A 25,428-nucleotide genomic window follows, 5' to 3' on the forward strand; every position below is an offset into this window, starting at 1 on the left:
AGGCAGCTGGATGTCTGCCTCTGATGAGAAGTAGTGCCGGTGGTTACACGATGCCGGCGGCCAATTGGTTCGGGGTAGCGTCACTGCAATGACGGGTGCTCTCGATGGGATCCGGGTGCTGGAACTGGGCACCCTGATCGCCGGGCCTTTCGCGGGGCGGTTACTCGGTGATATGGGCGCCGAGGTGCTCAAGATCGAGCCGCCCGGTGCACCGGATCCGCTTCGGACCTGGGGCCAGGCCGAGGTCGACGGGCACCACGTGTTCTGGACGGTGCACGCTCGCAACAAGAAGGCCATCACCCTTGATCTGCGCACCGAGGCCGGGCGCGCACTGTTTCTCGATCTCGTCGAGAAGTCGGATGTGATCGTCGAGAACTTCCGGCCAGGGACTCTGGAGAAGTGGGGTCTGGGCTACGACGTCCTGGCGGAACGCAACAACGGCATCATCTTGGTCCGCGTCTCCGGTTACGGACAGACCGGTCCGGACGCGCACAAGGCCGGATACGCCTCAGTGGCCGAAGCCGCCAGCGGCCTGCGGCACCTCAACGGATTCCCCGGTGGTCCGCCGCCACGGATGGCGCTCTCGATTGGTGACACTCTCGCCGGGATGTTCGCGGCCCAGGGCGCACTGGCGGCGCTCTATCGGCGGACCGTCACCGGTCGCGGACAGATCGTCGATGCGGCGTTAACCGAGAGTTGTTTGGCCGTACAGGAATCCACCATTCCGGATTACGACGTGGGTGGGGTGGTGCGGGGTCCGTCGGGTACTCGGTTGGAGGGCATCGCGCCCTCGAACATCTACCAGAGCGCCGATGGCAGTTGGGTGGTCATCGCCGCCAACCAGGACACCGTCTTCCGCAGATTGTGTGTGGCGATGGATCAGCCGGAGCTGAGCACCGATGATCGATTCGTCAATCACGTTGCCCGTGGCCGCAATCAGGATGAGCTCGACACCATCATCGCTGGGTGGGCGGCGCGACGCCTGCCCGCCGACATCATCGATGTGCTCAGCGCGGCCGGGGTGATCGCCGGCCCCATCAACACCGTTGCCGATGTAGTGCAGGACCCACAGCTCAAGGCGCGTGAGATGCTCGTCGAGCATTTCGACGAGCGCCTCGGCCGCTCGGTGCTGGGGCCGGGAGTGGTTCCGGTGCTGTCCGAATCGCCGGGCGGCGTCCGGAATGCGGGCCCGGCCCGACCCGGGCAACACAACGAGGACGTCTTCGTGGGGCTGCTGGGGAAGAGCGCCGCAGATATCGACAAGCTGCGCGCCGAGGGGGTGCTGTGAGTTCGATGAGCCGCGTGCGCGAAGAGCAAGCGCAGATGCCCGCCCACGTCACCATCCGCGAGGTGCTGCTGCGGGATGGCCTTCAGCTTGAGGCACCGATCTCGTTGGCGGACAAGCTGAAACTTCTCGACGCGATCGCCGCGACAGGGGTGCGCGAGGTCGAGGCCACCGCATTTGTGTCCCCCTCCAAGATGCCGGCGCTGGCCGACGCCGCCGAACTGTCCGCGCAGCTGTACAACTATCCGGATATCGAATTCTCCGCACTCGTCGCCAGCCCTAACGGTGCCAAGCGCGCCCTTGCGGCGGGTCTCACCTCGCTGGAGTACGTGGTCTCTGCGTCCGACGGACACAGTCGCGCCAACGTCGGCAGCACTAGTGCCGAGGCCACCGCGCGCATCGAGGAGATCGTGGCGCTCGCGCGTGACACGGGTGCCACCGTGGAGGTCATTGTGGCCTGCTCATGGGACTGCCCCTTCGACGGCCCCACCCCCGAACAGCGGGTCCTCGATATCGTGCGCCGGGCCCGGGAATGGGGCGCGGACCGTTTCGCCCTGGCCGACACCATCGGCACCACAACGCCGCGCCGCGTTACGAATCTCGTTGCGGCCGTTCGACCCATTGTCGGCGACGCGCCGCTGGGCGCGCACTTCCACAACACCCGTGGATCCGGTTTGGCCAGCGCCTATGCCGCCGTGCAATCCGGGGTGACGCGGCTCGATTCTTCGATTGGCGGACTCGGCGGATGCCCGTTCGCGCCCGGAGCGACCGGCAATATCGCCACCGAGGATCTGGTATATCTACTGCGGGACAGCGATATTGACGTCGACGTTGATCTCGAAGCCGCGATCGAGGCGGCCCGAGTGGTGCAATCAGTAGTCGGGCACGCGGTCCCGAGCGCTCTGCTGCGCGCGGGCGACCGCTTGCTGAACTAGACCGCCGACTTCAGCGGGTTGTGTTCGGCGTAGATCTGCTCGATGCGCGCCTCATCGATCCGGTTGCGCACTTGTTGCGATTCGTGGGTGTCACGCACGACCTTCGCCAGCCCGAAGCAGCTGGTCACCAGGAAGAGCGTGCACACCGCGAGGAATGCGCGGGGCCACGGCGATATCGGTAGGTACACGATGCCGCCCAGCGTCGAAGCGAATGCGACCGCGAAGGCGATGGCGGATTGGATGTAATACGCGGTGGACGCGCGGACTGTGGGCTCCGATGTGCTCATACGACCACGGTGGCAGCCGCCGCTTCGTATGGCATGAGTAGAGCTACCCGATATGCGGGCGCAAGTTTGCGTGCAGGTCGCTGGTAGCGATACGGGGGCTGGCCCCAGGAAATGGTGCTGTGGGCTGGCCTCGGTCACTAACTTGCGCGCTTGCCCTTCTTCGGTGCTGGCAAGAGGTCTAGCTTGCTAACTGACTCTCGGGTCAGTTAGCGCCACATCGAATTCAAGGAGGACCATGTCCACTCCGGTGCTGTTGGGGATCGTCGTGGGAGTGCTGGCCCTCGGGGGCTTGCTGGGAGCGGCGGTGCTTTTCGTCCTCGCCTCCGGCGACAGCGGGCCCCGCCGCTTTGGGGTGACCATGCCGGACACGGACTTCTTCGACAAGACGGCATCGTTCGCAGTCACTGCGCAGATCAGCGTGCCGGGGCCCGTTGAACGTGTGTGGACCCAGGTCTCGGAGGGCGGCTATCTGGAGTCGATTCCTTTCGTGTCCGGGCCGGCGAGATCGGGCGACCAGATTGTGACCCGCACGCCGTTGTTCGCGATCACCGAGAAGGTGGTCCACAGCGAGGAGGGCCTCAAGCTGGTCGCGATCGGCACCGGTATTTCAGTTCCACTGGTGCTCAAGGCATTCGGCGAACGCTGGGAGCTGGCCGCTGACGGGAACAAGGTGCTGGTGCGCTGGACGGTGGCAGGCACCCCGAAGTGGGTCGGCTGGTTCCCGTTGCGCTGGACGGCGTTCGCGGTGCGCCCGTTCCTGCGGACGCTGCTGTTCCTGGCTATCCGTTAGCCGCCGCCTTCGAGAGTGGGACATCACCCAGGACGATCCCGCTGAACATCGTGGCGATCGTGTCGGCGACTTCGGTCATCGTTGTTGCGGGATCATCGGATTCGGCGATGATGCTGTTGGCCGTGACGAACATCGTCATGAGCATCCGGGCCGCCATGGGCGTGTGCACGCCGGCCTTCAGCTCGCCACGGGCGGCGAGAGTTTCCATGAGGGTGACCAGTGGCGGTAGCACGATGGTCTCGTCGATGTGGCGGTACGTCTCCTCGCCGAGGACCATAGGCGCCTGACGCATGAGTTCCCGGTAGGTCTTGTCGTTGAGTGATCGCGACAGATAGACCCATGCGGAGGTGGCCGCGACCTGCGGGCCGCTCGGGCCAGGCTTGTCCAGACGGCGGATGGCGGTGGTGACGGTGTCCGCCGTCTCGGTCAGGCACTCGGTGAGCAGTGCGGTGAACATCGCCTGCTTGTCGGAGAAGTGGTAGTAGAACGTGCCCTTGCTGACCTCGATGCTGCTGACGATGTCATCGACGGTGACGCTGTTGTAGCCCGTGGTCGTGAAATGCCGGCGTGCGGAATCCAGAAGATCGGAACGAGTCTGTTCTGCGTACATCTGCCGCCGAGTAGCCATGGAGGCAGTCTAGTCAGATCCCGACTCATGGTCAGTTTCTGAACCGGGACTCACCACACCATGCGTGCGAGATATGTCTGTGCGTAGCGTCGCACTGCGACGGTATCGGTGATATCGAGAACGCCCGCGCGATTGGTGAGCAACGAACCCACAAGGCGCACAAGAATTTCCGATACTGCCAGCACCGCCTCGTCGGGCATGGTGACGCCGCTGTGCCGAAGAGAGGTCGCCACCAGGGCACTGGCCCGCACGATGGCCTTGTCGCCCGAGGGCGTATTCAGTCCGATCACCAACTCGGGCTCGTTCTCGATGATGGTGCACGCCAACCGGTTCTCGGTGATGAGCCGCATGGCCAAGGTGAAGCACTCGACAATGGCCCCCTGCGCATCCTGGCCGTTGGCCGCGACGGCGAGGTGGCCGAAGATGAGCAGGCTCTCGGCCTCGATGAGGTGCTCGAACAACGCTTCCTTGGTGGGGAAGCGGCGGTAGAGGGTGCGTCGGCTCACCCCGGCACGTCGCGCGATGGCGTCCATGTTGGCGCGGCGCATGCCATGGCGCTCGAACTCGGTGCGCGCGGCGTCGAGCACGGCATCGGCGGGCGGGGCGTCGGTCACCCCCTGAGTATTCGCCTCTTGACGCAAGCCGCTCATCGGTGCGGTCATGCTGCCCGGTTGTGCAGCGGGCGGGGGTCGACTCCTTCACGCTTCCAGCCCTCAGAAGCCCACGGCAGATACAGGGCGCGCACCGGCAGCCTGTTGAATACCGGGTTCAGCGTGCGCATGACCTTGGCGAAGCGCTGAAAGTTGCGCTCCTTCTTGTCGTTCCACTCCAGTCGGCAGACGGCCTTCATCTGCGGAGGGAGTGTTCCGACGATGACCGTCCGGATGAAGGCGTTCAGTGGCGCTGATAGCACCCGCCACACCGGCTGGGGAATCTGCTTGGGCCCGGGTACACCCTGACGGATGTAACCCGTGGCGTACAGGATCGTCTTCGTCGGCACGAACCGGTCGAACATCCCCTCCATGTACGTGACGAACTCGTCGTACGTCTGCGGCTGATTGCGCGCGCTGACGCCGTACAGGCTGTACCAGACCTTGCTCTCCTCGAAGATTCGTACCTTCTCCGCGCGGGACAGCCTCCGGATGAAGGTGTCGGTGATGTACAGCACCTGATCGACGAAGGTCGCATGGGCCCAGTAGAAGAGCTCAGGATTGAGCGCGTGGTACCGCGAACCGTCGCTGATGGTTCCGGTGATCGGCTTGTGAAAATCGCGCACCATCCGGCCCCACTTCTGCGGGTCTGCCGAATAGATGGTCTTCATGATGGGCGGGCCGGAGCGGCGTGCGCGGCCGAAGGTGTCGGTGAAGATCACCGAGTGGTCCTCGACCGCCTTGCCCAGCTGCTCGATGCAGTTCTCGGTGCCCGCGAGTCGCTGAAAGCCCAGCACGCCGCGGATATCGCCGTAGAACTTCCACACCAGGGAGTCGGCACCCAGTCTCGGTGTTTCCACGGAGTCGTCGGCGGCGTCGTCCACGGGCATGGGAATTGCTTCGCGCAGCCCTTCGTCCAGGCTGACGGGGCGAGTGATGGCGCTCTGATCGACCATGAGCACCACGCTAGCTCAATGGCACAAAACTGCGCAAGTGTGCCAAGGGCGATTAGTCGGTGAAGTCGATACGCACCGATACGGGGGTGGTCTCCAGTGCCTTGACCACCCGCGCGCCGACGGCCCCGAACTTGCGGCCGCGCGCGACGACGTCATCATCGGGCCGGAACTGGGCGGTGCCGGTGCGCCACCTGTTTCCCTGCTTCAGGCGGACATTCGGGTTCGCGGCAATGTTGCTGCCCCAGCCCGAGCGGGTGCCGTGCTGGCTGATCACCCACGCGCCGGTCGCGTCGAACTGGACGGAGACCGGGACCCGGCGCAGCTGGCCGGTCTTGCGTCCGGTGGTCTCCAGCTCCGAGGCGAGCGCCGTGCGCAGGCCGAGCCTCGTCAGTGCCGCGACGGCTGGATTGAGCAGGTAGCGCCCCATCGCCCGCTCCCTGCGGAACTTGCGCAGTGTCTTGTCCGTCATGAACTTCTCCTTCTCCGAAAGGCGTCGACTCCATTGTTCTTGAGGAGCCGAAGTGCGGTGATCCATGGGCCGATAGTGGGGTCCGGGTCAGTCCCCGCGCCCAGGCGGTGCAGTTGCGTGTTGTGCCACTGGAGTTCCAGTGCGCTGAGGAAAGACTTCGCCCTGCCGGTTGCCGCGAGCCACGCAGGCATGGGAAGAGAGGCGTCCGGAACGGTGAGCTTGTCCTGGCGTGCGGTTAGCAGGCTGTCGGCGGCGACCGGGTTGACGGTGGTTGGGCGCCCGAGTCCCACGACATCGCAATCACCCGATCGGACGGCCTCCGACATCGCGGCTTCGGTGCGGAACCCGCCCGTCACCGCGATCGGTACATCACCGGCCGCCTCGCGGGCGGTGCGGGCGTACTCCAGGAAGTAGGCCTCGCGGGCCTGGGTCGACGCCGATGTCACCAGCGGCCTGCCCTCCATCGCTGGCGATTCGTAAGTACCGCCGCTGATTTCGATGAGGTCGACCTCTTCGGAGGCGAGTGCCGCGATGACTGCCCGCGACTCCTCCTCGGTGAAGCCTCCGCGCTGGAAGTCCGCGGAGTTGAGCTTGATGGCGACCGAGAAACCGGGACTCACGGCAGCCCGAGTACGGCGGACAACTTCGAGGACGAAGCGCATGCGACGTTCGGGGTCACCGCCCCACCGGTCGGTGCGCCGGTTGGTGCGCGGCGACAGGAACTGCGCCACGAGATAGCCGTGTGCGCCGTGGATTTGAACACCGTCGAACCCGGCGGCATCCGCGATCGTCGCCGTGGTGGCGTAGCGGTCGATGATGTTCTCGATCTCGTCGTCGGCGAGCTCGCGCGGGGCCTGCCAGCCGGGGACGTTCATCTTGATTGCCGACGGTGCCACTGGCTGGGATGCCGTGGCGAGTGGGTTGGCTTGCCTGCCGGGATGGTTGACCTGCATCCAAATCAGGCCGCCGCCGTCCTTGGTCGCCTTGGCCCACCGGGACAGTCCATCGAGATGCCTGTCGTCCTCGATGACCACGTTCCCCGGCTCGCCCAGATGACTGCGGTCGACCATCACATTGCCGGTCACGAGGAGGCCGAAGCCACCGGTTCCCCAGCGGCGGTACAGCTCGACGAGTCGGTGGTCAGGGCCCTGGGATGTGTCGCCGAGGCCCTCGCTGAGAGCCGACTTCATGAGCCGATTGCGCAGAACCTGGCCCGAGGCCAGGGGGAGGGGGTCGTGTAGGTCTGCCACGCGGCCGACGCTAGTACACCGATTGGTTTACTGCAATGTTCCGGTAATCGCCCCATGTCGGGGACGCCTCGGTAGACTGAGCGGTATAGTTAACACCCGACAAGTTTGGAGGCAGGCAGGATGTCGGCACGTGACACCTTGATCGCAAGCGTGACGGGTCTGGTGCGGCGCAGGGGCGTCGCGGGAACCGGTCTCAACGCACTGCTCGAGGACAGCGGTGTTTCACGGAGAACCATCTACCTGAACTTCCCTGGCGGCAAGCAGGAGCTGGTCGCCGAGGCAACTCGTCTTGCCGGGCAAGAGCTGACGGACATCATCAAGGCGGCCGGTGACGGGATTGACCCGGCCCGCGGGATCGAACTGTTCATCGAGCTATGGAAGGCGCAGCTCGGCGAAACCGAGATGCAGGCGGGGTGTCCGATCGTCGCTGCCGTGCTCGGACGTACCGAGGCACCTCAGGCCGCTGCGGTGGCGGCCGAGGCCTTCCGGGATTGGCATGAGCTCCTCGCGGGACGCCTCGAGAAGTATGGGGTGGAAGCGGCCACCGCTCGCTCGCTGGCGCGGACAATGATCGCCGCGATCGAAGGTGCGGTCATCATGTCGATCGCCGAGCAGTCGACGGAGACGCTCGATGACGTCGGACAGCGTTTGGCGGAGCTCATCCGGCTGTACATCCCGGCCGAATCCAAGGCGTAACCTCCCACCCACCTGCGCAGTAGGGTCGGCAGATGCACAGCGCTACCCCGCGCGACCCTTCCCCGTGATCAGCGGCAGATCCAGCGTGGTGCGCACGCCGGCATCCGCGGCGACGACGGCAGGTACCGCATTGACCACGCGCATCGCCGTCGCGATCAGATTGGCGTAGTTGTGATCGCCGCGCGCACTGAATGAGCCCAAATCCAGGATGTAGCTGGGCTCCCCGGTGATCTCAACGCGATAGGTGCCACCTTCGTGTGCGGGCTGTGGCCAGTCCGGTGCCAGATCCTCGCGCAGGCGGGTGAAGTGCTCAAGGACCGTCACCACCTTGCCGTCCTTGATGCCGCGCACCTCGAAATGCAGCGCGGCCATGGTGCCTGCGGGAATATGCCCCGATGAGATCTCGAAATCCTCGGGCGCGGGAAGTTTTTCGTATGTCTCAGTGACTTCGTCCAAGTCGATACCGAGGCCGGCGGCGAGCTGTCGTACCACCGAGCCCCAGGCCAGGGACAGCACTCCCGGCTGCAGCAGGATGGGCGTCTCGTCCATCGGCTTACCGAAACCCATGACATCGAACATCACCGTCGCACTGTCGTAGGTGGCGTAGTCCACGATTTCGATACAGCGCACCTGATCGACGCGCTGGCAGGTGCCCATGAGTGCCAGCGGTAGCAGGTCATTGGCAAAACCTGGATCGATTCCGCCAATGAAGATCGACGAGTTGCCCTCGCGCGCAGCAGTTTCGATGGGCTCCAGCATGTTCTCCGGGAGTACGCCCCACGGATACTGCAGGAATACTGGCGCGCTGGCGGCGATGTTGATTCCGGCGGCGAGGATCGAGCGCAGATCCTCGATCGCCTCCATCAGCCGGTTGTCGGTCATGGCGGTGTACACCACGCAGTCGGGCTTGAGCGCCAGAATCTCTGCTGGGTCCGAGGTCGCGGAGACGCCGGTGGTGGGGTCGAGCCCGGCGAGCTCACCCGCGTCCTTACCGGCCTTGTTCGCCCCAGAAACCCACACCCCGACCAGCTCCATGTTGGGGTCGGTGATTACCCCGGCCAGCGCATGCTGGCCGACATTGCCTGTGCCCCAGACGGCTACACGTGTCTTCGTCATATCAGTCCCATCTCGAAGCGGTCAGGAAAGGTCGGGTAGCGGGATGTCGAGGTTGGGCGCGATGAGGCCACCGTCGACTTCGAGTACCTTGCCGGTGAGGAAGCTCCCGGCAGGTGATGCGAGGTATAGGGCTGCTGCCGCGATATCGCTCGGATCACCCAGGCGATGCAGCGGCGTGTTCTTCTCCAGCGTTCCGCGCACCTCGTCGTTACCCGCCACGATTTCCAGCGCCGAGGTGAGGATGGAGCCGGGAGCGATGCCGTTGACTCGGATTCTTGGACTCAAATCCATTGCGGCCGTCCGTGTGTACTGAGCCAGCGCGCCCTTGGCGGTGCAGTAACCCAGGAAGGCCCGGCCCGGCAGTCGGCCCATAGTGGACGTGATGTTGATGACCGACGCGTTGTCGGATTTAAGCAGGTGCGGCACAGCGGCACGCAGCAGTGCGTGCCCGTTGAGGACATTGAAGGAGAAGGCCTCGGCGAGGTCCTCGTTGGTGGTGTCCAAGAACGGTTTCGGCATGGTGCCGCCCACGTTGTTGACGACGATGTCGAGTCGTCCGAATCGGTCTACTGCCTTCTGGGCCAGTGAAGCGGATGCTTCGGTATCGGACAGATCGGCGACCACGATCTCCGCCTGGCGGCCTGTCGCCTCGACCTTCTCCGCGACCTCCCGCAGCTGCGATTCGGTACGCGAGGCGATGAGCACATCGGCACCCGCCTGTGCGAAGGCCTCCGCAATCGCGGCGCCGAGTCCGCGGCCCGCGCCGGTAACGACCGCGACATTGCCGTCGAGCCTGAAACGGTCCAGAATCATCTCTACCTCCGTGTCGAATATTCGACTACCTTGGGGCGAATAGTCGATGCACTGTAGACCCGGACCTTGCCTCGCGCAAGAGGGGAGAACCCATGCCCGCCACTTCGCCGCCGACCGTTCGCGTGGTGCGAATCGTGGAAATGCTTGCTGCTGCAACACAACCCAAATCGATTAGCGAGATCGCCGCATCCACGGGCATTTCCCGCGCCACCGCGACTGCCGTGGTGAACGAGTTGGAGGCTGCAGGGTGGCTAGTGCGCGACGATGAGCTTCGGTACCGCGTCGGGTCTGCCCTGCCCCGTGCCGTCGAGGCCACCCTGCCCCGGGCCATTCAGGACGCACTGGCCCGAGTTGCCGCAGAGGCACACGCTGGGGCGACGGTCAGCCGAATAGGCCCGAAGACGTTGACGATCGTCGCCAAGGCACAGGCGGGACGCCGGGCCGTCGCGGGATTCGCGGTGGGCCAGAGCATCCCGCTTGCCTTTCCCGCCGGTTCGGCGGTCATGCCCTGGCGTTCATTCGACGAACGTGCGCAATGGCTCGGTACGGCGCGTGGCCTGAGTGCGCGTTCTGGTCAGCGGCTCGTGCAGCAGGTTGCCGACTGCGGATATGTGGTCTACCGCCCCGACCACGATGACACGGGGATGGTCGACCTGCTCTCGGACCTGCTTGGTTCGGTGGGCTCGGAGGTAATGGAGGCGGCGCTGCGTGAACGGCTGCTGCGACAGCTGTCCCGGCTCACCTCGCGTCCTTATTCGCGCGATGAGCTGAGCTCCGACGCGGTACTGCCGATTAGCTATCTGGCGGCGCCCATTTTCGAGGGCGCCGATGCCGCGTACGAACTTCAGCTGGGCCCGTTGCTGCCCAGCGCGACCCGTAGCGAGCGAGAAGCGCTGATCGTGACGTTGACGCGCGGGGCGCGGGAGCTATCCGGACTATTCGCGGAGAGGTGACGCCCTAGCCCGCGGTGACGACGGGGACGCCCTCGGACGGTTGCACGATGACGAACCCCTGGCCCTGGAATGCGACTTGGAGCGCCTCTCCGGAGCCGCGGCCAATGAGGGCGCCGGCCTTGAAGCTCGTCTTGAGCTGGGTCTGCAGATTCGCCGACCAGGCCACGACGGCGTTGGTATCGGCGAATGTCGGCGCCTCGGCGGCATTGAGCACCACCGGCGGGCCGTCGGTGGTCAGCGCGACCCAACCGGTTCCGCGCAATGTCGTGTTGAACAGACCGCCTGTCACCATGCTGGCGCCCTTGACCCGCTCGATGTTCCAGTTCAACCCAGCGGAAAAGGCCAGCACATTCTTGCCGCTGATCGAGAGGCCCGCGTTGTTCAGATTCAGCAGATGAACGTCGAAGGCGCGCTCGGCCAGGAACACGTCGCCTTGGCCAGAACACCTCATCAGGGGCAGGCCTTCACCGGTCAGCGCCTTCTTCAGGAACTTGGCCGCGCCGCCGCCCTCGAAGGCGAAGTCGACATTGCCCTGGTAGGCCACCATCGATCCCTGACGTGCGAGGAACGGCTCGCCGAGGCGAACGCGCAACAGCTTTGCGTTCTGATTGGAGATCGGCTTGGCCTCATTCTCGCTGAACCGGCCATCCACCAGATCTCCACTGATACCGGAGAATTGGTCGCCGATGGACTGAGCCTGAGCCGCCGGCTGTGCAGCCGCGGTGGGCGATGTGACCTGTGGTTCGGGCGGTGCGGAGCCTCCGAGCGGTGCCGAGCTGACCCTGCCCTGGTGTGCGACTTGATCCGTCCAGCGCTGGCCGTCGTGCCAGCGGAATTCAAACCGTCCGTCGGGATCAGGCTGCCAGCTTCCGGGGTTCGGAGTCGTCATGGACTCCAACCTAGTAGGCGGCTAGCGCTGTTCGATCAGGATTGTGGGGACTGCCAGCCCGGGATCCTTGACGGTGGCGACCCGTGTTCCCGGCTTGTGGCCGTTGCGGATATCGCTGAGCGTGACGTCGGCGGCAGTCAGGCGCGCATGAGTCGCGTCGATGTCAGCGGTGCGCCAGGCGATTCCCCACAGCGAGTCGGGGCCGGAGGGGTCGTCGTCACGCAACACCACCTCAACCACCAGCCCTGCGCACCGGAAGAACAATTGGTGTACACCCCACGACTGCCTGCGATCCAGGCGCAGGTCGAAGCCGAGCCGTCCGCACAACGTCGCAATGATTCTGTCGCGATTGGGAGAGAACAGCACCAGGTGATCGATCTGACCACTCTCTGAGTCCGACTGTGCGGGCGGGGCGGCTCGCTGGCTCAATCCCAGGGTGAGTCCGTCAACCTGTCCCGCGGCAATGTCTCCGCGAGAAATCAGGGAGAAACCGCGTCGATCGAGCAGCCGAGTCGCGGAGGCCAGGTCCCCGACACGAAACAGCATTCCCGGGTGCGGCGCCCATTCGGGGAGACCGAGATGGAGCTGGGGATGTGGAATTTCGGTGCCGAGCAGCCTCGCGTAGGCGGCCTTTGTATCAGCGAGATTTGGAACGTCCAGAAGCACCGAGTCCAGTTCGGTGATCATCAGAGCATTTTCTCCCTGCCGGACCGGAGTCCGCTTATGCATACTGGTGGTGTGCGCTTTCAGCTTCTCGACATTGTCTTCCATCTGCCACACCCCGCGACGGGGGCGTTGGCGCCCGCCGCCGACCGGCTGAATCGGGTGGTCGAGACCGCAGTGCTGGCGGAGAGTTTGGGTTTTGATTCCTTCGCGGTCGGGGAGCGGCATGCGGGAGACGTGCTGTCGTCGGCTCCGACGGTGCTGTTGGGCGCGGTGGCCGCAGCCACTGACCGGATTCTGTTGTCCACCGGGGTCACGGTGCTGTCGCTCCTGGACCCGGTGCGCGCGGCAGAGGACTTCGCCACCATCGATCAGCTGAGCCGTGGCCGGCTCGAGATCGTCATCGGGAAGGGCAATGAGGACCGCCAGTACCCGTTGATGGGACTGGATATCGCCAGACAGTACGAGTACCTGCAGGAGAACTACGAGTTGCTGCGGAGGCTGCTGCGTGAGGAGCGCGTCGACTGGACGGGCGTACACCGGCATCCACTTGCCGACGCGACCACGTTGCCCAGGCCGTACGACGGACCGTTCCGGATCTGGCACGGCTCAGCGACTTCGACATTCGCGGTCGAACTCGCCGCCAAGTGGGGCGACCCGATAGTCACCGCAAATGCCTTGCAGCCCAAGGAGAATTACAAGGTTCTCATCGACAGGTATCGGGAGCTGTACGCACAGAATGGGCACGACCCGGCCAACCTGCATGTGGGTGCGGGCTCAGGCGGGCTCTACCTGGCAGATACGACCGAACAGGCCATCGCGCAGTACCGGCCTATCTATGAGGCACGCCTGGCGCAGATGGCGAAGCTCAAAGACCATCCGAGGGCCGTCGGCAAGTTTCCGTCCTTTGAATCCATCGAGGACGCGGCAGATCGCGGGCCGGTGTTGGCCGGCTCCCCGGAACGTGTGGCCGAGAAGATTATTCAGTGGCATGGCGCCTTCGGTCACGAGTTCCAGTCGATTTCGTTGAGCCCCGAGGCCGACTTCGAGGAACAGCAGGACACCCTGCGCCGATTCGCCGAGGAGGTTGTCCCGCTGGTGAAGGCGGAGGTCACCTCGACGCTATGGAGCCCCCAGGACACGCAGCGAGCCAAGGGATTCACGGCGGCCTGAGGGGTGCCCGTGTCAGATCTGACCCGGGTGATTCATGGGGTTCAGCGGGCTCGCGGGGTTGGCCGGGTTATTGGGATTCATGGGGCTGGCCGGGTTCGCGGGGTTGTTCGGGTTCATCGGACTGGCCGGGTTCGCAGGGTTGTTTGGGTTGAGCGGGCTGGCGGGGTTCGCCGGATTCGACATGCTGTTCGGGCCGTATGGACCAACGTTGCAGACCGCATTGGCGTTGCCGATGCAATCACCGGGGTTGAACGGATCGGGATCTGCCGGGTCGGCACTCGCGAGAGGGGTGGCAAACAGCGTCAAGGCAATGAATAGCGCGCCGGTGGCCATCGACTGGAGCATTGAGTCAGCCTAGCAAGCCTATTGAGTCTTTCTCGGGGGATCGGACAGGGGGCTGCGTAACGGGTGGACGTGCCTGTCCTTGCCCAAAACTAGAACATGTTCTAACGTCGAGCGAAGTGCCTGATCGGCGACCATTTACTGAGGAGCGCGATGCCTGACCCATTTGACCCACTGCACGGGTCGATCAACTCCGGGCACCTGCTGGTCGCCGCTCTGAAAAAGAATGCGAACGCGCCCGCGCTGGTGCTCGGGAACGTGACGCTCACCGGTGCGCAGATGGCCGACGAGATCAGCAAGTACATCCAGGCCTTTACCGCGCTGGTGCCCGATCCGACCGATGGTCAGGGCATGTTGGCACTCAACCGCCCCGAGGTGCTGTTGGTCATCGGCGCGGGGCAGCTGCTGGGCACCCGGCGTACCGCGCTGCATCCACTCGGGTCACTCGACGATCATGCCTATGTACTGGCCGACGCCCAGATCACCACGCTGGTCATCGACCCCACCCCGCAGTTCGTCGAGCGCGCCGCCGCCCTGGTGGAGAAGGTGCCGACGCTGACCCGCGTGCTGACCCTCGGCCCCGTCCCCGCTGAGCTGGCCGAGGTGGGGCATGATCTGGTCGCCGCGGCCGCAGATTTTGCGGCGAAGCCGCTGGTGCCGGTCAACCTCTCGCCGGACCACATCAATGGCCTTACCTATACGGGCGGGACGACGGGTAAGCCCAAGGGCGTCATCGGGACCTCGCGGTCGATTCTGACCATGACGCAGATCCAGCTGGCCGAGTGGGAATGGCCGGAGCGGCCAAAATTCCTGATGTGTACCCCGCTTTCACACGCCGGTGCCGCGTTCTTCATGCCGACCCTGATGAAGGGCGGGTCCATGGTGGTGTTGCCCAAGTTCGATGCGGGCGCCGTGCTGGCCGCGATCGAGGAGCACAAGATCACTGCCACCATGCTCGTGCCGTCGATGATCTACGCGCTGCTGGACCATGCGGATTCTCAGACCCGCGACCTGTCCTCACTGCAGACCGTCTACTACGGCGCCTCGGCCATCAACCCGGTGCGGCTGGCGGAGGCAATCGAGCGGTTCGGGCCGATTTTCGCGCAGTACTTCGGCCAGTCCGAGGCGCCCATGGTGATCAGTTACCTGGCCAAGGGCGACCACGATGCCCAGCGGCTCTCCAGCTGCGGCCGGCCCTCGGCGTTCCTGCGCACGGCGCTGCTCGACGAGAACGATCAGCCGGTCAAGCAGGGTGAGCCCGGCGAGATCTGTGTGGCCGGACCTTTGGTGGCGGGCGGCTATTGGGGCCTGCCCGAACAGACCGCCGACACGTTCAAGAACGGCTGGCTGCGTACCGGCGATGTCGCGCGCGAGGACGAGGATGGTTTCTGGTTCATCGTCGACCGGACCAAGGACATGATCGTCACCGGTGGCTTCAACGTGTTCCCCCGCGAGGTGGAAGATGTTGTCGCCGAGCATCCGTCGGTCGCACAGGTCGGTGTCATCGGGGTGCCCGACGAGAAGTGGGGCGAGGCGGTGACGGCGATCGTGGTGTTGCGTGCGGACGCCGACAGCAGCGGCGACGCGGTGTCGAAGATGACGTCCGAAATACAGTCCGCGGTCAAGGACCGCAAGGGTTCGGTGCAGTCACCCAAGCATGTGATCGTCGCCGACTCGCTGCCGTTGACCGCGCTGGGCAAGCTGGACAAAAAGGCTCTGCGCCAGAAGTACGCCACGGTTTAGCTCTCTGGCGAGAGCAGATTCCGGGCGCTGGTGTGGATGAAGGTGCGCAGCCACGGTGCCGGCTCACCCTTGTCGGGTAGGTGACGGCGCACCGCCGCGTAGGGCATATCGATCAGTGCGAACATCACCCTGTCGAGCGCCTCGGGAGTGACATCGCCGAACCGCCGCTCGGCGTACTCGCGCAACGCCATTCGCACCCGCGAGTTGAGTGCCGTGAGCTCCGCGGCGAGTGTGTCGGGCCAGTGTGCCACCAGATCGGCCTTCTCGTATTGGAGTAGCAACAGCGCCTCGTTGCGGTGCGCTGCCGTCCAATCGAAGGCGTGATCGATGGTCGCGGCGAGGGCTTCGTGGGGATCGGGTAACGCGAGCGCCGTGAGGATCCCGGCCTGATAGCCGGCGATCGAACGCAGCCAGAGGCGGGCCATGAGCTCGTCGCGGCTGGAGAACCGGTGATAGATCGACCCCGAGGGGGCGCCCAGCGTTCGCCCGATGGCGGTAGCCGTGGCTGCCGACGGTCCGCCCTTGCTCACCAACGCGAGCGCCGCATCGAGGATGTCGTCGGGGGTGTACTGAGGCTTACGCCCCACGGTGTCGGACCATGCTCGTGCCCTGGGCGACGGCGACCAGCTTGGTGTTGCCGTCGTGGTCCTCGACGGATATCTCGCAGCGGCCCAGCGCCTTGGTACGTCCGGCGCTCACCAGAGACGCGTCGGCGAGTAGGCGTACGCCATCACGGGCGGGTGACACATACTCGATGGTGTACCCGCTGGTGACAATGTCGGCGCCAAGGCCGAGCCCGCACGCGTAGGTGATTGCGTTGTCGGCCAGGTAGCTCAGCACTCCGCCGTGAATGAATCCGCTCTGCTGGCGCAGCTCGTCGCGGATGTCGAGCGAGAGTTGTATTCCGGACTCGTCGATCCGGCTGATCGATGTACCTAGGAGGCGACTGAAGGGTTGGGCCTCGAGCACTTGTTGTGCCTGGTCACGTGTGATCACAATATTAGAGAATAGTCGCTAATAACGGCATTGGCGAGCGTGCATATGATGTAAGACGCAGCTGGTTTGTCAGTGTCGGCTTCGGTCGGTATTGGCATCGAGTCGCGGGCCCCACGGGGACTGCGATGAGAGGGAACCCGGTGAGAATCCGGGACTGTCCCGCAGCGGTATGCAGGAACGATCGCCGTCATACGCACTGGGTTAAGCACTCGGTTAACCACCGAGAGCCCCTGGGAAGCGACGGTCCGTAGGAAAACCTGAGCCCGGGTAATGCCTGCAAGTCCGAAGACCTGCCAGCTGTGTCGGGTGCGCCGCGCCCGACGGATCATCGCCTCGCGGAATGGGCGTATGGCCGAATCGGTTTCAACCAGCACCAGTGTGTGTTGGTTATTCGGGCTCGGCTTGCTTGTCCTGGGCGGTGGCCACCACGCCGTAGACAGAGGACAGCATGACCACTCCATCATTCAAGGCAACCACGCTCGGTTCGGCGCGCATCGGCCCGCGTCGTGAGCTCAAACGGGCTACCGAAAGTTACTGGGCAGGGCGCACCAGTCGTACCGAGCTCGAGACCGTCGCAGCCGGGCTTCGGCGCGACAACTGGTCAGCACTGGCGGCCGCCGGGCTGGACTCCGTCCCGGTGAACACCTTCTCGTACTACGACCAGGTACTCGATACCGCGGTGCTGTTGGGAGCGCTCCCACCCCGCGTCGCAGGCATAGGCGACGACCTCGATCGCTACTTCGCTGCCGCCCGCGGCAACGACGAGGTGACGCCGCTGGAAATGACCAAGTGGTTCGACACCAATTATCACTACCTGGTGCCGGAGATCGGGCCGGACACCAAGTTCACGCTCAATCCGGCGAAGTTGTTCGGTGAGCTGAAAGAGGCTGCTGCCCTCGGCATTCCGGCGCGTCCGGTGGTCGTTGGCCCCATCACCTTCCTTGCGTTGAGCAAGTCCGTCGACGGAGCCGGTGCGCCCATCGAGCGTCTCGACGAGGTGGTATCGCTGTACGAGCAACTGCTGGTGCAGCTTTCGGAGGCCGGGGTTGGCTGGGTTCAGATCGATGAGCCCGTGCTGGTCACCGACATCTTGTCGAACGGCCCGGAGTTGGCCGAGCGGGTGTACGGCCGCCTCGGTACCGTTGCCGACCGCCCCGCGATCTTCGTCGCGAGCTATTTCGGGGACTTGGGCGCGGCACTCCCGGCGTTGGCACGTACCCCGGTTGAGGCGATCGGTGTCGACCTGGTCTACGGGTCCGCATCGGGTCTTGACTCGGTGCCGGAGCTGGCCGGTAAGACTGTTGTGGCCGGCGTTGTCGATGGCCGAAACATTTGGCGCACCAACCTGGAGTCTGCGCTGAGCACCCTCGGAACGCTGGTGGGATCGACGGGCGCGGTGGCGGTAGCCACCTCCTGCTCGACGTTGCATGTGCCCTACTCGTTGGAGCCGGAGACCGAACTCGATGACCAGCTGCGCAGCTGGTTGGCTTTCGCCGACGAGAAGGTCAAGGAAGTCGTGGTGCTGGCGCGGGCACTGGGCGAGGGACGCGATGCGGTTGCCGCGGAGTTCGCGGCGTCGAATGCGGCCGTCGAATCTCGCAAGACGGATCCGCGTCTCAACAACGGTCAGATTCGTGAGCGGCTGGATTCGATTCTGGCGGAGGGTGTTTCACGTGGCGATGCCGCAGAGCGCCGTCGCAGCCAGGACGAGCGGCTGAAGCTGCCCGAGCTGCCGACCACGACGATCGGGTCGTTCCCGCAGACTGTCGAGATCCGCAAGGCGCGTCAAGCCCTGACCAAGGGCGAGATCGACGACGCCGAGTACGTGCGGCGGATGCGTGCCGAGGTTGCCGATGTCATTGCGCTGCAGGAGAAGCTGGGCCTGGACGTGCTGGTGCATGGTGAGCCGGAACGCAACGACATGGTGCAGTACTTTGCCGAGCAGCTGGATGGCTTCTTCGCTACCCAGAACGGCTGGGTTCAGTCGTACGGCAGCCGCTGCGTCCGCCCGCCGATCCTGTATGGCGATGTCGCACGGCAGAACCCGATGACTGTCGAGTGGGCCACCTATGCCCAGTCGCTGACGCCGAAGTACGTCAAGGGCATGCTGACCGGGCCGGTGACCATCCTCGCGTGGTCGTTTGTGCGTGACGATCAGCCGTTGGCGGACACCGCCAACCAGATCGCGCTGGCCATTCGGGACGAGACGGTGGATCTACAGGACGCCGGGATCGCCATCATCCAGGTGGACGAGCCCGCGTTGCGTGAGCTGCTGCCGCTGCGCTCGGCGGACAAGCCCGCCTATCTGGACTGGGCAGTCGGCGCATTCCGGCTCTCCACGTCGGGTGTGTCCGATGCGACGCAGATTCACACGCACCTGTGCTACTCGGAATTCGGGGAGGTGATCGGTGCCATCGCCGACCTGGATGCCGACGTCACGTCCATCGAGGCGGCACGCTCGCACATGGAGGTGCTCGACGACCTGAACGCGATCGGCTTCTCCAACAGTGTCGGCCCGGGTGTCTACGACATCCACTCGCCGCGGGTCCCGTCGACGGCCGAGATGGCGAACTCGCTGCGTGAGGCGCTGCAGGCTGTTCCGGCGCAGCGTCTCTGGGTCAATCCCGACTGCGGCTTAAAGACCCGGAAGGCCGACGAGGTAACTGCCTCGCTGGCCAACCTGGTGGCCGCCGCGACCGAGGTGCGTGCGGGCGCCTAGTTCGGCGATGAGCGCGCGAGCAGTCCCCTTCGCGGGGGACTGCTCGCGCGTGAATGTGATTGGTGTATAAACCATTAGCGAGACTAATCGGAGGTCCCTGGTGTCTATGAATACCGTTGCGCTGGAGCTGGTGCCTCCCAATGTCGATGGCGGCCTCGACAGGGCATCCGAAGAACTGCAGAAACTGTCCAGGTTCTCGGCGGAATTCGGCATCGACGGGCGTATCGACCACGTGATGATCCCCTCGATGATTGTCGAGGACGGCGATCGCCCGCTGGAGATGAAGCCGAAGCTGGATGTCGTCGACTATTGGTCGATCATCCGGTCAGAGCTGCCGACCATGCGGGGACTGTGCACGCAGGTCACATCCTTCTCGGATGAGACATCGTTGCGGAGCCGGCTGACCGGCCTGACCGACGCCGGGATGGACGGCGTCATCTTCGTCGGTGTACCGCGCACCATGAGCGATGGCGAAGGGTCTGGCATTCCGCCAACCGACGCGTTGTCGAAGTTCGATGACATCGTCGATAACAGGGGAGTGATCCTGATTCCCACGCGCAGTGGAGAACAGGGCCGCTTCTCCTTCAAATGCGATAAGGGCGCCACCTTCGCCATGACCCAACTGCTGTATTCCGATGCGGTCGTTGGCTTTCTGCAAGAGTTCGCGCGCAATTGCGCGCGAACAGGCCTTCGTCAAGTCGCTGGCCGCCTGTGAACCCGATGCCAGGCGGCCGCAGCTTGTCGATCTCTACAAACGAGTCATCGACGGTGTGGCCGACCTCGGCTTCCCACTGAGCGTGCACTTCGAAGCACCGTATGGTCTTGCCAGACCGGCCTTCGAGACCTTCGCCGAGATGCTGGGGTACTGGTCGCCCGTACGCGAGACCTCCTGACGGAGGAAGGCGCCCGGAATTCCTTTGACCAGGTTGGAATTCGTGGTCAAGACTGCTCGCATGGAACCCATCGAGTTGCACACGGACCGGTTGGTTCTGCACGCCGTCACCGCCGCCGACGAGGCTGCGGTGGTCCAAGCGTGCAACGACCCGGAGATCACGCACTACCTCCCGCTGCCGGTGCCGTACACCCGCGACGACGCCCAGAGTTTCATCGTCAGGTCGGCGCAGGAGTGGGCGGACAACTCCCGGTATGGGTTCGGGTTTTTCCTGGCGGACACAGGTGATCTCGTCGGCACCTGTTCGCTCAAGTCGATCACACCTGGTGTGGTGGAGGTCGGGTATTGGTCGGCCTCGCAGCATCGCCGCAAGGGGCTCACCACTGAGGCTATTCGGAGACTGTGCCAGTGGGGATTTGATGAGCTGGCAGTCCATCGCATCGAGTGGTGGGCCGTTGTCGGCAACGAGGGTTCACGGGCCGTGGCAGAGGCTGTCGGATTTGAGTTGGAGGGGCTGCTGCGCCAGCGCGCCTATCGGCGAGAGGAACCTGCCGATTGGTGGGTAGGCGGGCTGTTATCTCGGCCCGAGTAGCCGAGTATTGACGCTTGGCGTGATGCTGGCTAACCTTGCGATCGGTACACCGGGTCCGGAGCGTTCGTGCTCCGTTCGCCTATCACCCGGTGCTTTCAGTGATCAACAGGGTTCCGGATCGGAATAAATCTCTTGTATACCTGGGTATTTCACAATGGGAATACCAGTGTTGCGGTAGAACTCCCGAGATCGGCCAGGCTGTCGATTGGCAGGTCTGCGCGTATCCCGCAGAGAGTGGCTACCTGCTGGCCTCGGCGGCGGCAGTCAACTGGGACGAGGACCGCGAGATTATTCGGTTTCCCTACGGGTGTGCGAGCTGGGATCCGACACGCGGAGATCCCGCGAACGCACTGGTAATTCTCTGGGCTACGTGGCATGAGAGTCAAAGCTGGCCCCGGTTGCGTGGCGTTGTCGAGGAACTGTACGACGTGTCGGCCACCACGCATCGAGACGAGTCCGGTTGTATGACCCATCAGCCGACATCGTTTCAGTACCGACCCGTCGAGCTTGCGACGCGATGGCCCGAGGAGCCATCGGTGGGTGAGATCGGGCAGCGGGTGATCACGGGATCGGTTGTGGGGCTGCGCGTGACCTCGTCGCTCGAGCCAACCGACGGTGACATTGAGGCGCTGCGCGACGAGCGGGACCGAGGCCGACGAACGCTGTTTGTTTACGGGCCGCCGGAAGTGTTTGGCGCGGCGATTCCGTCACGGGGAGATCGAGTGACAGTCGATCTCGCAGACCCTCGGCTGAGGGTGGACGATATGCGCGGCTATGCGGGTGTTGTCGCGGGCATTGCCGGCCAAGTTAGTCGTACGGTGCACTCACCAGATGGGCTCTACACCGGCTTCCTCAACATCGACCCGGAGGCGTCTCCGCCGGATGAGTTGTTCATCCAATTGCTGTGCGACAGAATGCCGCACACTCGGCGATCAAACCTATGACGCGAGCGACCGCTGAGGCTTTCCGGAGTACTCGCTCAGTGGTCGGATCAGGGCGTTCGCCGCGGCCTGCTCCATGATGTGTGCGGTCCAGCCGGTGATCCGGCTCATCACGAAAATTGGTGTGAAACAGGGGATGTCGAATCCCATGAGGTAGTAGGCGGGCCCGGTGGGGAAATCCAGATTGGGCTTGATGCCGGTGGCCGCGTCCATCTCGGATTCCAGCACCTTGTAGATCTCGAGCCACTGACGACCGTCACGAACCCGTGCTACGTCCTCCAGTGCGGCACGCATCGTCGGTACCCGGGAATCGCCGTTCTTGTACACGCGATGCCCGAATCCCATGACCTTCTCTTTACGGGTCCGCTTGCCCTGCAACCATTCTGCCGCCTTGGTGGCGTCACCGATCTCGATCATGTCGTGCATGACGGCCTCGTTGGCGCCGCCGTGCAGGGAGCCCTTGAGTGCGCCGATGGCGGCGGTGACCGCGCTGTAGATGTCGGATTGTGTCGAAGTCACCACGCGGGCGGCGAAGGTTGAGGCGTTGAAGCTGTGCTCGGCGTACAGGATCATCGACTGCTCGAACGCCGTGACGATCACCGGATCGGGCACCTCGCCAAAGCACATCCGCAGGAAGTTGGCCGAGTAGCCGAGGTGACTATGGGGCTGAATGGGGTCCAGCCCACGGCGGCGGCGCATGTCGGCCGCGACGATCGTTGGCAGCACCGCGAACATGCGAAGTGACTTGGCGTAGTTGGCTTCCGGTGTGCTGTCGTCCTCGGAGGGGTCCTCGGCTCCTAGGACGCTGATCGCGGTGCGCACCACGTCCATCGGGTGGCAGGTCTCTGGCAACTTGGCCAGCAGCGCCATGAGGGAGCGGTCCAGACGGCGCTGCGCGCGCTCACGTTGGTTGAACAGCGCGAGCTCGCCCTCATTGGGCAGCTCGCCGTGCCACAGCAGGTACGCGACCTGCTCGAAGCTGCATCGGGCGGCCAGATCCTGCACCGGATATCCGCGGTAGGTGAGGGAATTGGTCTCGGGCACCACCTTGGAGATGGCGGTGGTGTCCACCACGACGCCGGCAAGTCCCTTGTGAATGGTCGGGGTCGCGGTGGTCATCGGGCTCCTCCTCCATTGAGGCTGAAATTGAAAATCTCGGTGTCGAACTGGTTGTATTCGGAATAGCGGAGCAGCTCGTACAGGCGGCTGCGGTGCTGCATCTGGTTCAGCAGGCCAGACTGCGTTCCCGCTGAGTCGATTTCGCGAAGGCCCTGCTCTACGGCGAACATCGCCAGGCGCAGGGTTGTGACGGGGTAGATGACGACGTTGTAGCCGACGTCGCGGAGCTGATCTGCCGTCACGAGTTCGGACTTCCCGAATTCGGTCATGTTGGCGAGCAGGGGAACATTGACCGCGGCGCGGAACTTCTCGAACTCGCCGATGTCGCTGAGCGCCTCGGTGAAGATGAGATCCGCGCCCGCATCGGCATAGGCCTTTGCGCGGTCGATTGCCGCGGGCAACCCCTCGATACCCGCCGCGTCGGTGCGGGCGCAGATCACGAAATTGGGGTCGCGCCGGGCGGAAACCGCCGCACGGAGCCGCCGAACCATTTCCGCGGTCTCGACGACGGCCTTGCCGTCAAGATGCCCACACCGCTTGGGATTCACCTGATCCTCCAGATGAAGCCCGGCGACTCCACTGTCTTCGAGGACCGTCACCGTGCGGGCGGCACTCATCGGCTCGCCGAAGCCGGTGTCGGCATCGATCAGCGTCGGCAGGTCGGTGACCGAGGCGATCTGCCGACCTCGAGCCGACACCTCGGTGAGTGTCGTCAACCCGATGTCGGGCAGAGCCAGATCGGCGGACAGTACGGCGCCCGACACGTAAACACCCTCGAACCCGATTTCCTGAATTAGCTTGGCCACCAGGGGCGAAAACGCTCCAGGTAGGCGCAGCAGGTCGCCCGAGGCCAAGCCGTCCCGGAATGCGGCGCGCTTGGCGGCCGCATCCGTGGCGGAGGCAAGAAGTGAGGTCACTTAAAGATCCCCTCGGGAGTCGTGGGCGCCTTATCGAGGACGACGGCATCCACGAGCGGATTGAGCGCACCCAGCGAGCCTGCCTTCAGGTCGGCCAATCCCTGCGCCACGGAAAGGAATCGATCCTGCTCACGCTGTTCGATGACGCCGTCGGACAAGACCGTGAACTTGTTGACGTAGTTTTCCCGGGCGAAGGGGCGTGCTCCCAACGGATGGGCGTCGGCGATCGCCAGCTCGTCGGTGATCACCTCGCCGTTCTTGAGAGTGACGACGGCCTTGCAGCCGAAGGCCTTCTCGTCGGGGTTGGCGGAGTGATAACGGCGAGTCCACTCCGGATCCTCGACGGTGCTGATCTTGTTCCAGAGCTCGATGGTCTCGGAACGATGCGCGCGCTCGGGGGCGTATGAGCGCTCGTGGTGCCAGGTGCCGTCTTCGAGTGCGACGGCGAAGATGTACATCACCGAGTGATCGAGCGTCTCGCGCGAGGCGTCGGGGTCGAACTTCTGCGGATCGTTTGATCCAGTCCCGATCACCACGTGCGTGTGGTGGCTGGTGTGCAGCACGATCGTCGCGATCTGCGAAAGGTCGCCGATGCGCTCACGCATTCTGCGGGCCAGGTCAATGGGAGCCTGGCTCTGGTACTCGGCCGAATGCTCCTTGGTGTAGCTGTCCAGGATGGCGCGCTTTTCCTCGCCGGGGCCCGGCAGCGGAACTTCGTAGACCTTCTCGGGACCGCCGAGCAGCCAGGCGATTACGCCGTCCTCGCCCTCCCAGATCGGGGACGGCGCACCCTCGCCGCGCATCGCGCGGTCGACGGCTTCGATCGCGACCTTGCCGGCCCAGGCCGGTGCGTACGCCTTCCAGCTGGAAATGAGCCCCTTGCGGGACTGCCGGGTCGCAGTCGTCAGGTGCAGGGCCTGACCAATGGCCTGGTAGATCGTCTCGGTGTCGAGCTTCAGCATGGTGCCCAGGCCGGCGGCCACTGAGGGGCCGAGGTGTGCGACGTGGTCAATCTTGTGCTCGTGCAGACAGATTCCACGCGTGAGGTTGATCTGAGTTTCGTATGCGGTGGCCAGACCGCGGATGAGATCGGCTCCGCCGATGCCGATGCCGAGCTGCTGGGCCACGGCCACCAACGGCGGAATGTTGTCGCCGGGGTGCGAGTAGTCGGCGGCCAGGAAGGTGTCGTGAAAGTCCAGCTCGCGTACGGCGACGCCGTTGGCCCATGCTGCCCACTCGGCCGAGTAGCCACCGCTGACACCGAAGACGTTGGCACCGCGTCCACCGGAAGACACCGCGTGTGCCTGCGCCTGGCGGCGTGCGACGGTGACGGGACGGCGGATGACCGAGGCGGCGCTGACGGCGGCGTTGTCGATGATCCGGTTGATGACCATCGCTTCGGTGTCGGCGGGAACGGCAACGGGGTCCGAAGCGACCTCAGCGATCTTCCAGGCGAGGTGTTGGTCGCGGGGGAAGTCGTCGGCGCTGCGGCGGGTGTGTACGGAGTGAACGTGCATGATCCGCACATTACGCACGTGGTTAGTGGATAAAAAGACCATGTAAATGCGTATTTCTGTATCCTTAGTTGGCATATCTTGCAAACATTGCAAATAG

The 25,428-nt window shown here is 64.4% G+C and carries 26 protein-coding genes, 1 pseudogene and 1 riboswitch; of the genes and pseudogenes, 11 read left to right on the forward strand and 16 right to left on the reverse strand.

Annotation, left to right across the window (positions count from 1 at the left end):
* The first annotated feature begins 88 nt into the window (after positions 1–88).
* Positions 89–1,288 carry a CaiB/BaiF CoA transferase family protein gene (locus B4400_RS19230; protein ID WP_078312168.1) on the forward strand — a complete coding sequence of 400 codons (1,200 nt, stop codon included), beginning with the start codon at positions 89–91 and terminating at the stop codon, positions 1,286–1,288.
* Between the two features lie 35 nt (positions 1,289–1,323).
* The gene (locus tag B4400_RS19235; RefSeq protein WP_139360041.1) at positions 1,324–2,220 is read left to right on the forward strand and encodes a hydroxymethylglutaryl-CoA lyase; all 897 of its coding nucleotides are present in this window, start codon (positions 1,324–1,326) and stop codon (positions 2,218–2,220) included.
* Here B4400_RS19235 and B4400_RS19240 read toward each other — a convergent pair.
* Positions 2,217–2,507: a YiaA/YiaB family inner membrane protein gene (locus B4400_RS19240; RefSeq protein WP_078312169.1), complete on the reverse strand. Its 291-nt coding sequence runs from the start codon at positions 2,505–2,507 to the stop codon at positions 2,217–2,219. The two genes, B4400_RS19235 and B4400_RS19240, sit on opposite strands and share 4 nt — an antisense overlap.
* 235 nt (positions 2,508–2,742) lie before the next feature.
* Between B4400_RS19240 and B4400_RS19245 the strand changes: the two genes are divergently transcribed.
* Positions 2,743–3,297 (forward strand): SRPBCC family protein, encoded by a 555-nt coding sequence (locus tag B4400_RS19245; protein WP_078312170.1) that lies wholly within the window; start codon positions 2,743–2,745, stop codon positions 3,295–3,297.
* Here B4400_RS19245 and B4400_RS19250 read toward each other — a convergent pair.
* The 5 genes from B4400_RS19250 to B4400_RS19270 form a co-directional block, all read right to left on the reverse strand.
* A complete protein-coding gene (locus tag B4400_RS19250; RefSeq protein WP_078312171.1) occupies positions 3,287–3,907 on the reverse strand; it encodes a TetR/AcrR family transcriptional regulator in 621 nt (206 codons plus the stop codon). The genes B4400_RS19245 and B4400_RS19250 overlap by 11 nt on opposite strands.
* A gap of 68 nt (positions 3,908–3,975) precedes the next feature.
* Positions 3,976–4,575: a TetR/AcrR family transcriptional regulator gene (locus tag B4400_RS19255; protein ID WP_078312244.1), complete on the reverse strand. Its 600-nt coding sequence runs from the start codon at positions 4,573–4,575 to the stop codon at positions 3,976–3,978.
* Positions 4,576–4,583: 8 nt separating this feature from the next.
* A complete protein-coding gene (locus B4400_RS19260; RefSeq protein WP_078312245.1) occupies positions 4,584–5,531 on the reverse strand; it encodes an oxygenase MpaB family protein in 948 nt (315 codons plus the stop codon).
* Positions 5,532–5,583: 52 nt separating this feature from the next.
* Positions 5,584–6,000 carry a nitroreductase family deazaflavin-dependent oxidoreductase gene (locus tag B4400_RS19265; RefSeq protein ID WP_078312172.1) on the reverse strand — a complete coding sequence of 139 codons (417 nt, stop codon included), beginning with the start codon at positions 5,998–6,000 and terminating at the stop codon, positions 5,584–5,586.
* On the reverse strand, positions 5,997–7,250 hold the full coding sequence (locus tag B4400_RS19270; RefSeq protein ID WP_078312173.1) for an NADH:flavin oxidoreductase/NADH oxidase family protein: 1,254 nt from the start codon (positions 7,248–7,250) through the stop codon (positions 5,997–5,999). The genes B4400_RS19265 and B4400_RS19270 overlap by 4 nt, the downstream gene beginning before the upstream one ends.
* 120 nt (positions 7,251–7,370) lie before the next feature.
* On the opposite strand from B4400_RS19270, the gene B4400_RS19275 reads away from it, so the two are divergent.
* Complete coding sequence (locus B4400_RS19275) at positions 7,371–7,946, forward strand: TetR/AcrR family transcriptional regulator (RefSeq protein WP_078312174.1); 576 nt, start codon at positions 7,371–7,373, stop codon at positions 7,944–7,946.
* Between the two features lie 42 nt (positions 7,947–7,988).
* Here B4400_RS19275 and B4400_RS19280 read toward each other — a convergent pair whose 3' ends face one another.
* On the reverse strand, positions 7,989–9,062 hold the full coding sequence (locus B4400_RS19280; protein WP_078312175.1) for an NAD(P)H-dependent amine dehydrogenase family protein: 1,074 nt from the start codon (positions 9,060–9,062) through the stop codon (positions 7,989–7,991).
* Positions 9,063–9,083: 21 nt separating this feature from the next.
* The gene (locus tag B4400_RS19285; protein WP_078312176.1) at positions 9,084–9,875 is read right to left on the reverse strand and encodes an SDR family oxidoreductase; all 792 of its coding nucleotides are present in this window, start codon (positions 9,873–9,875) and stop codon (positions 9,084–9,086) included.
* A gap of 92 nt (positions 9,876–9,967) precedes the next feature.
* Here B4400_RS19285 and B4400_RS19290 point away from each other — a divergent pair, with 92 nt between their 5' ends.
* On the forward strand, positions 9,968–10,828 hold the full coding sequence (locus B4400_RS19290) for a MarR family transcriptional regulator (RefSeq protein WP_078312177.1): 861 nt from the start codon (positions 9,968–9,970) through the stop codon (positions 10,826–10,828).
* A 4-nt stretch (positions 10,829–10,832) separates the two neighbouring features.
* Here B4400_RS19290 and B4400_RS19295 read toward each other — a convergent pair whose 3' ends face one another.
* Together B4400_RS19295 and B4400_RS19300 are read right to left on the reverse strand one after the other, a co-directional pair.
* Positions 10,833–11,717 carry an AIM24 family protein gene (locus B4400_RS19295; protein WP_078312178.1) on the reverse strand — a complete coding sequence of 295 codons (885 nt, stop codon included), beginning with the start codon at positions 11,715–11,717 and terminating at the stop codon, positions 10,833–10,835.
* Between the two features lie 21 nt (positions 11,718–11,738).
* Positions 11,739–12,404, reverse strand: coding sequence for a VOC family protein (locus B4400_RS19300; protein WP_078312179.1), 666 nt, complete (start codon positions 12,402–12,404; stop codon positions 11,739–11,741).
* A gap of 51 nt (positions 12,405–12,455) precedes the next feature.
* Between B4400_RS19300 and B4400_RS19305 the strand changes: the two genes are divergently transcribed.
* A complete protein-coding gene (locus B4400_RS19305) occupies positions 12,456–13,553 on the forward strand; it encodes an LLM class flavin-dependent oxidoreductase (protein WP_078312246.1) in 1,098 nt (365 codons plus the stop codon).
* Between the two features lie 12 nt (positions 13,554–13,565).
* Here the strand turns inward: B4400_RS19305 and B4400_RS19310 are convergent, their stop codons facing one another.
* The gene (locus tag B4400_RS19310) at positions 13,566–13,898 is read right to left on the reverse strand and encodes a hypothetical protein (protein WP_078312180.1); all 333 of its coding nucleotides are present in this window, start codon (positions 13,896–13,898) and stop codon (positions 13,566–13,568) included.
* Positions 13,899–14,048: 150 nt separating this feature from the next.
* Between B4400_RS19310 and fadD8 the strand changes: the two genes are divergently transcribed.
* Positions 14,049–15,638 (forward strand): fatty-acid--CoA ligase FadD8, encoded by a 1,590-nt coding sequence (fadD8, locus tag B4400_RS19315; RefSeq protein WP_078312181.1) that lies wholly within the window; start codon positions 14,049–14,051, stop codon positions 15,636–15,638.
* Here fadD8 and B4400_RS19320 read toward each other — a convergent pair.
* Together B4400_RS19320 and B4400_RS19325 are read right to left on the reverse strand one after the other, a co-directional pair.
* Positions 15,635–16,225 carry a TetR/AcrR family transcriptional regulator gene (locus B4400_RS19320; RefSeq protein ID WP_078312182.1) on the reverse strand — a complete coding sequence of 197 codons (591 nt, stop codon included), beginning with the start codon at positions 16,223–16,225 and terminating at the stop codon, positions 15,635–15,637. The two genes, fadD8 and B4400_RS19320, sit on opposite strands and share 4 nt — an antisense overlap.
* A complete protein-coding gene (locus B4400_RS19325; RefSeq protein WP_078312183.1) occupies positions 16,215–16,634 on the reverse strand; it encodes a PaaI family thioesterase in 420 nt (139 codons plus the stop codon). Before B4400_RS19325 ends, B4400_RS19320 begins: the two co-directional genes overlap by 11 nt.
* 89 nt (positions 16,635–16,723) lie before the next feature.
* Positions 16,724–16,947: riboswitch (cobalamin riboswitch) on the forward strand.
* Positions 16,948–17,082: 135 nt separating this feature from the next.
* On the opposite strand from B4400_RS19325, the gene metE reads away from it, so the two are divergent.
* The 4 genes and pseudogenes from metE to B4400_RS19345 all read left to right on the forward strand — a co-directional run bounded on the left by metE (position 17,083) and on the right by B4400_RS19345 (position 21,781).
* On the forward strand, positions 17,083–19,353 hold the full coding sequence (gene metE, locus B4400_RS19330) for a 5-methyltetrahydropteroyltriglutamate--homocysteine S-methyltransferase (protein ID WP_078312184.1): 2,271 nt from the start codon (positions 17,083–17,085) through the stop codon (positions 19,351–19,353).
* A gap of 100 nt (positions 19,354–19,453) precedes the next feature.
* Positions 19,454–20,246, forward strand: a pseudogene (locus tag B4400_RS19335) (mycobacterial-type methylenetetrahydrofolate reductase).
* Between the two features lie 60 nt (positions 20,247–20,306).
* Positions 20,307–20,837 carry a GNAT family N-acetyltransferase gene (locus B4400_RS19340; RefSeq protein ID WP_078312186.1) on the forward strand — a complete coding sequence of 177 codons (531 nt, stop codon included), beginning with the start codon at positions 20,307–20,309 and terminating at the stop codon, positions 20,835–20,837.
* A gap of 89 nt (positions 20,838–20,926) precedes the next feature.
* A complete protein-coding gene (locus B4400_RS19345; protein ID WP_170915061.1) occupies positions 20,927–21,781 on the forward strand; it encodes a DUF6578 domain-containing protein in 855 nt (284 codons plus the stop codon).
* Here B4400_RS19345 and B4400_RS19350 read toward each other — a convergent pair.
* The 3 genes from B4400_RS19350 to prpD are packed head-to-tail and all read right to left on the reverse strand — an operon-like array spanning position 21,776 to position 25,331.
* Complete coding sequence (locus tag B4400_RS19350; protein WP_078312188.1) at positions 21,776–22,897, reverse strand: bifunctional 2-methylcitrate synthase/citrate synthase; 1,122 nt, start codon at positions 22,895–22,897, stop codon at positions 21,776–21,778. The genes B4400_RS19345 and B4400_RS19350 overlap by 6 nt on opposite strands.
* Positions 22,894–23,814 (reverse strand): methylisocitrate lyase, encoded by a 921-nt coding sequence (prpB, locus tag B4400_RS19355; protein ID WP_078312189.1) that lies wholly within the window; start codon positions 23,812–23,814, stop codon positions 22,894–22,896. The genes B4400_RS19350 and prpB overlap by 4 nt, the downstream gene beginning before the upstream one ends.
* Complete coding sequence (prpD, locus tag B4400_RS19360; protein ID WP_078312247.1) at positions 23,811–25,331, reverse strand: 2-methylcitrate dehydratase PrpD; 1,521 nt, start codon at positions 25,329–25,331, stop codon at positions 23,811–23,813. Before prpD ends, prpB begins: the two co-directional genes overlap by 4 nt.
* Positions 25,332–25,428: the final 97 nt, after the last annotated feature.

It is taken from the genome of Mycobacterium sp. D16Q13, assembly GCF_002013375.1.
Classification (GTDB): domain Bacteria; phylum Actinomycetota; class Actinomycetes; order Mycobacteriales; family Mycobacteriaceae; genus Mycobacterium.

Excerpts from the sequence above, each read along its gene's own strand:
- B4400_RS19235 (WP_139360041.1), top strand. The coding sequence starts at position 1,324 with ATGCCCGCCCACGTCACCATCCGCGAGGTGCTGCTGCGGGATGGCCTT.
- B4400_RS19310 (WP_078312180.1), bottom strand. The coding sequence starts at position 13,898 with ATGCTCCAGTCGATGGCCACCGGCGCGCTATTCATTGCCTTGACGCTG.
- B4400_RS19265 (WP_078312172.1), bottom strand. The coding sequence starts at position 6,000 with ATGACGGACAAGACACTGCGCAAGTTCCGCAGGGAGCGGGCGATGGGG.
- B4400_RS19260 (WP_078312245.1), bottom strand. The coding sequence starts at position 5,531 with ATGGTCGATCAGAGCGCCATCACTCGCCCCGTCAGCCTGGACGAAGGG.
- B4400_RS19300 (WP_078312179.1), bottom strand. The coding sequence starts at position 12,404 with ATGATCACCGAACTGGACTCGGTGCTTCTGGACGTTCCAAATCTCGCT.
- B4400_RS19295 (WP_078312178.1), bottom strand. The coding sequence starts at position 11,717 with ATGACGACTCCGAACCCCGGAAGCTGGCAGCCTGATCCCGACGGACGG.
- B4400_RS19245 (WP_078312170.1), top strand. The coding sequence starts at position 2,743 with ATGTCCACTCCGGTGCTGTTGGGGATCGTCGTGGGAGTGCTGGCCCTC.
- B4400_RS19340 (WP_078312186.1), top strand. The coding sequence starts at position 20,307 with ATGGAACCCATCGAGTTGCACACGGACCGGTTGGTTCTGCACGCCGTC.
- B4400_RS19285 (WP_078312176.1), bottom strand. The coding sequence starts at position 9,875 with ATGATTCTGGACCGTTTCAGGCTCGACGGCAATGTCGCGGTCGTTACC.
- B4400_RS19290 (WP_078312177.1), top strand. The coding sequence starts at position 9,968 with ATGCCCGCCACTTCGCCGCCGACCGTTCGCGTGGTGCGAATCGTGGAA.
- B4400_RS19230 (WP_078312168.1), top strand. The coding sequence starts at position 89 with ATGACGGGTGCTCTCGATGGGATCCGGGTGCTGGAACTGGGCACCCTG.
- prpD (WP_078312247.1), bottom strand. The coding sequence starts at position 25,331 with ATGCACGTTCACTCCGTACACACCCGCCGCAGCGCCGACGACTTCCCC.
- B4400_RS19250 (WP_078312171.1), bottom strand. The coding sequence starts at position 3,907 with ATGTACGCAGAACAGACTCGTTCCGATCTTCTGGATTCCGCACGCCGG.
- fadD8 (WP_078312181.1), top strand. The coding sequence starts at position 14,049 with ATGCCTGACCCATTTGACCCACTGCACGGGTCGATCAACTCCGGGCAC.
- B4400_RS19275 (WP_078312174.1), top strand. The coding sequence starts at position 7,371 with ATGTCGGCACGTGACACCTTGATCGCAAGCGTGACGGGTCTGGTGCGG.
- metE (WP_078312184.1), top strand. The coding sequence starts at position 17,083 with ATGACCACTCCATCATTCAAGGCAACCACGCTCGGTTCGGCGCGCATC.
- B4400_RS19350 (WP_078312188.1), bottom strand. The coding sequence starts at position 22,897 with ATGACCACCGCGACCCCGACCATTCACAAGGGACTTGCCGGCGTCGTG.
- B4400_RS19255 (WP_078312244.1), bottom strand. The coding sequence starts at position 4,575 with ATGAGCGGCTTGCGTCAAGAGGCGAATACTCAGGGGGTGACCGACGCC.
- B4400_RS19280 (WP_078312175.1), bottom strand. The coding sequence starts at position 9,062 with ATGACGAAGACACGTGTAGCCGTCTGGGGCACAGGCAATGTCGGCCAG.
- B4400_RS19240 (WP_078312169.1), bottom strand. The coding sequence starts at position 2,507 with ATGAGCACATCGGAGCCCACAGTCCGCGCGTCCACCGCGTATTACATC.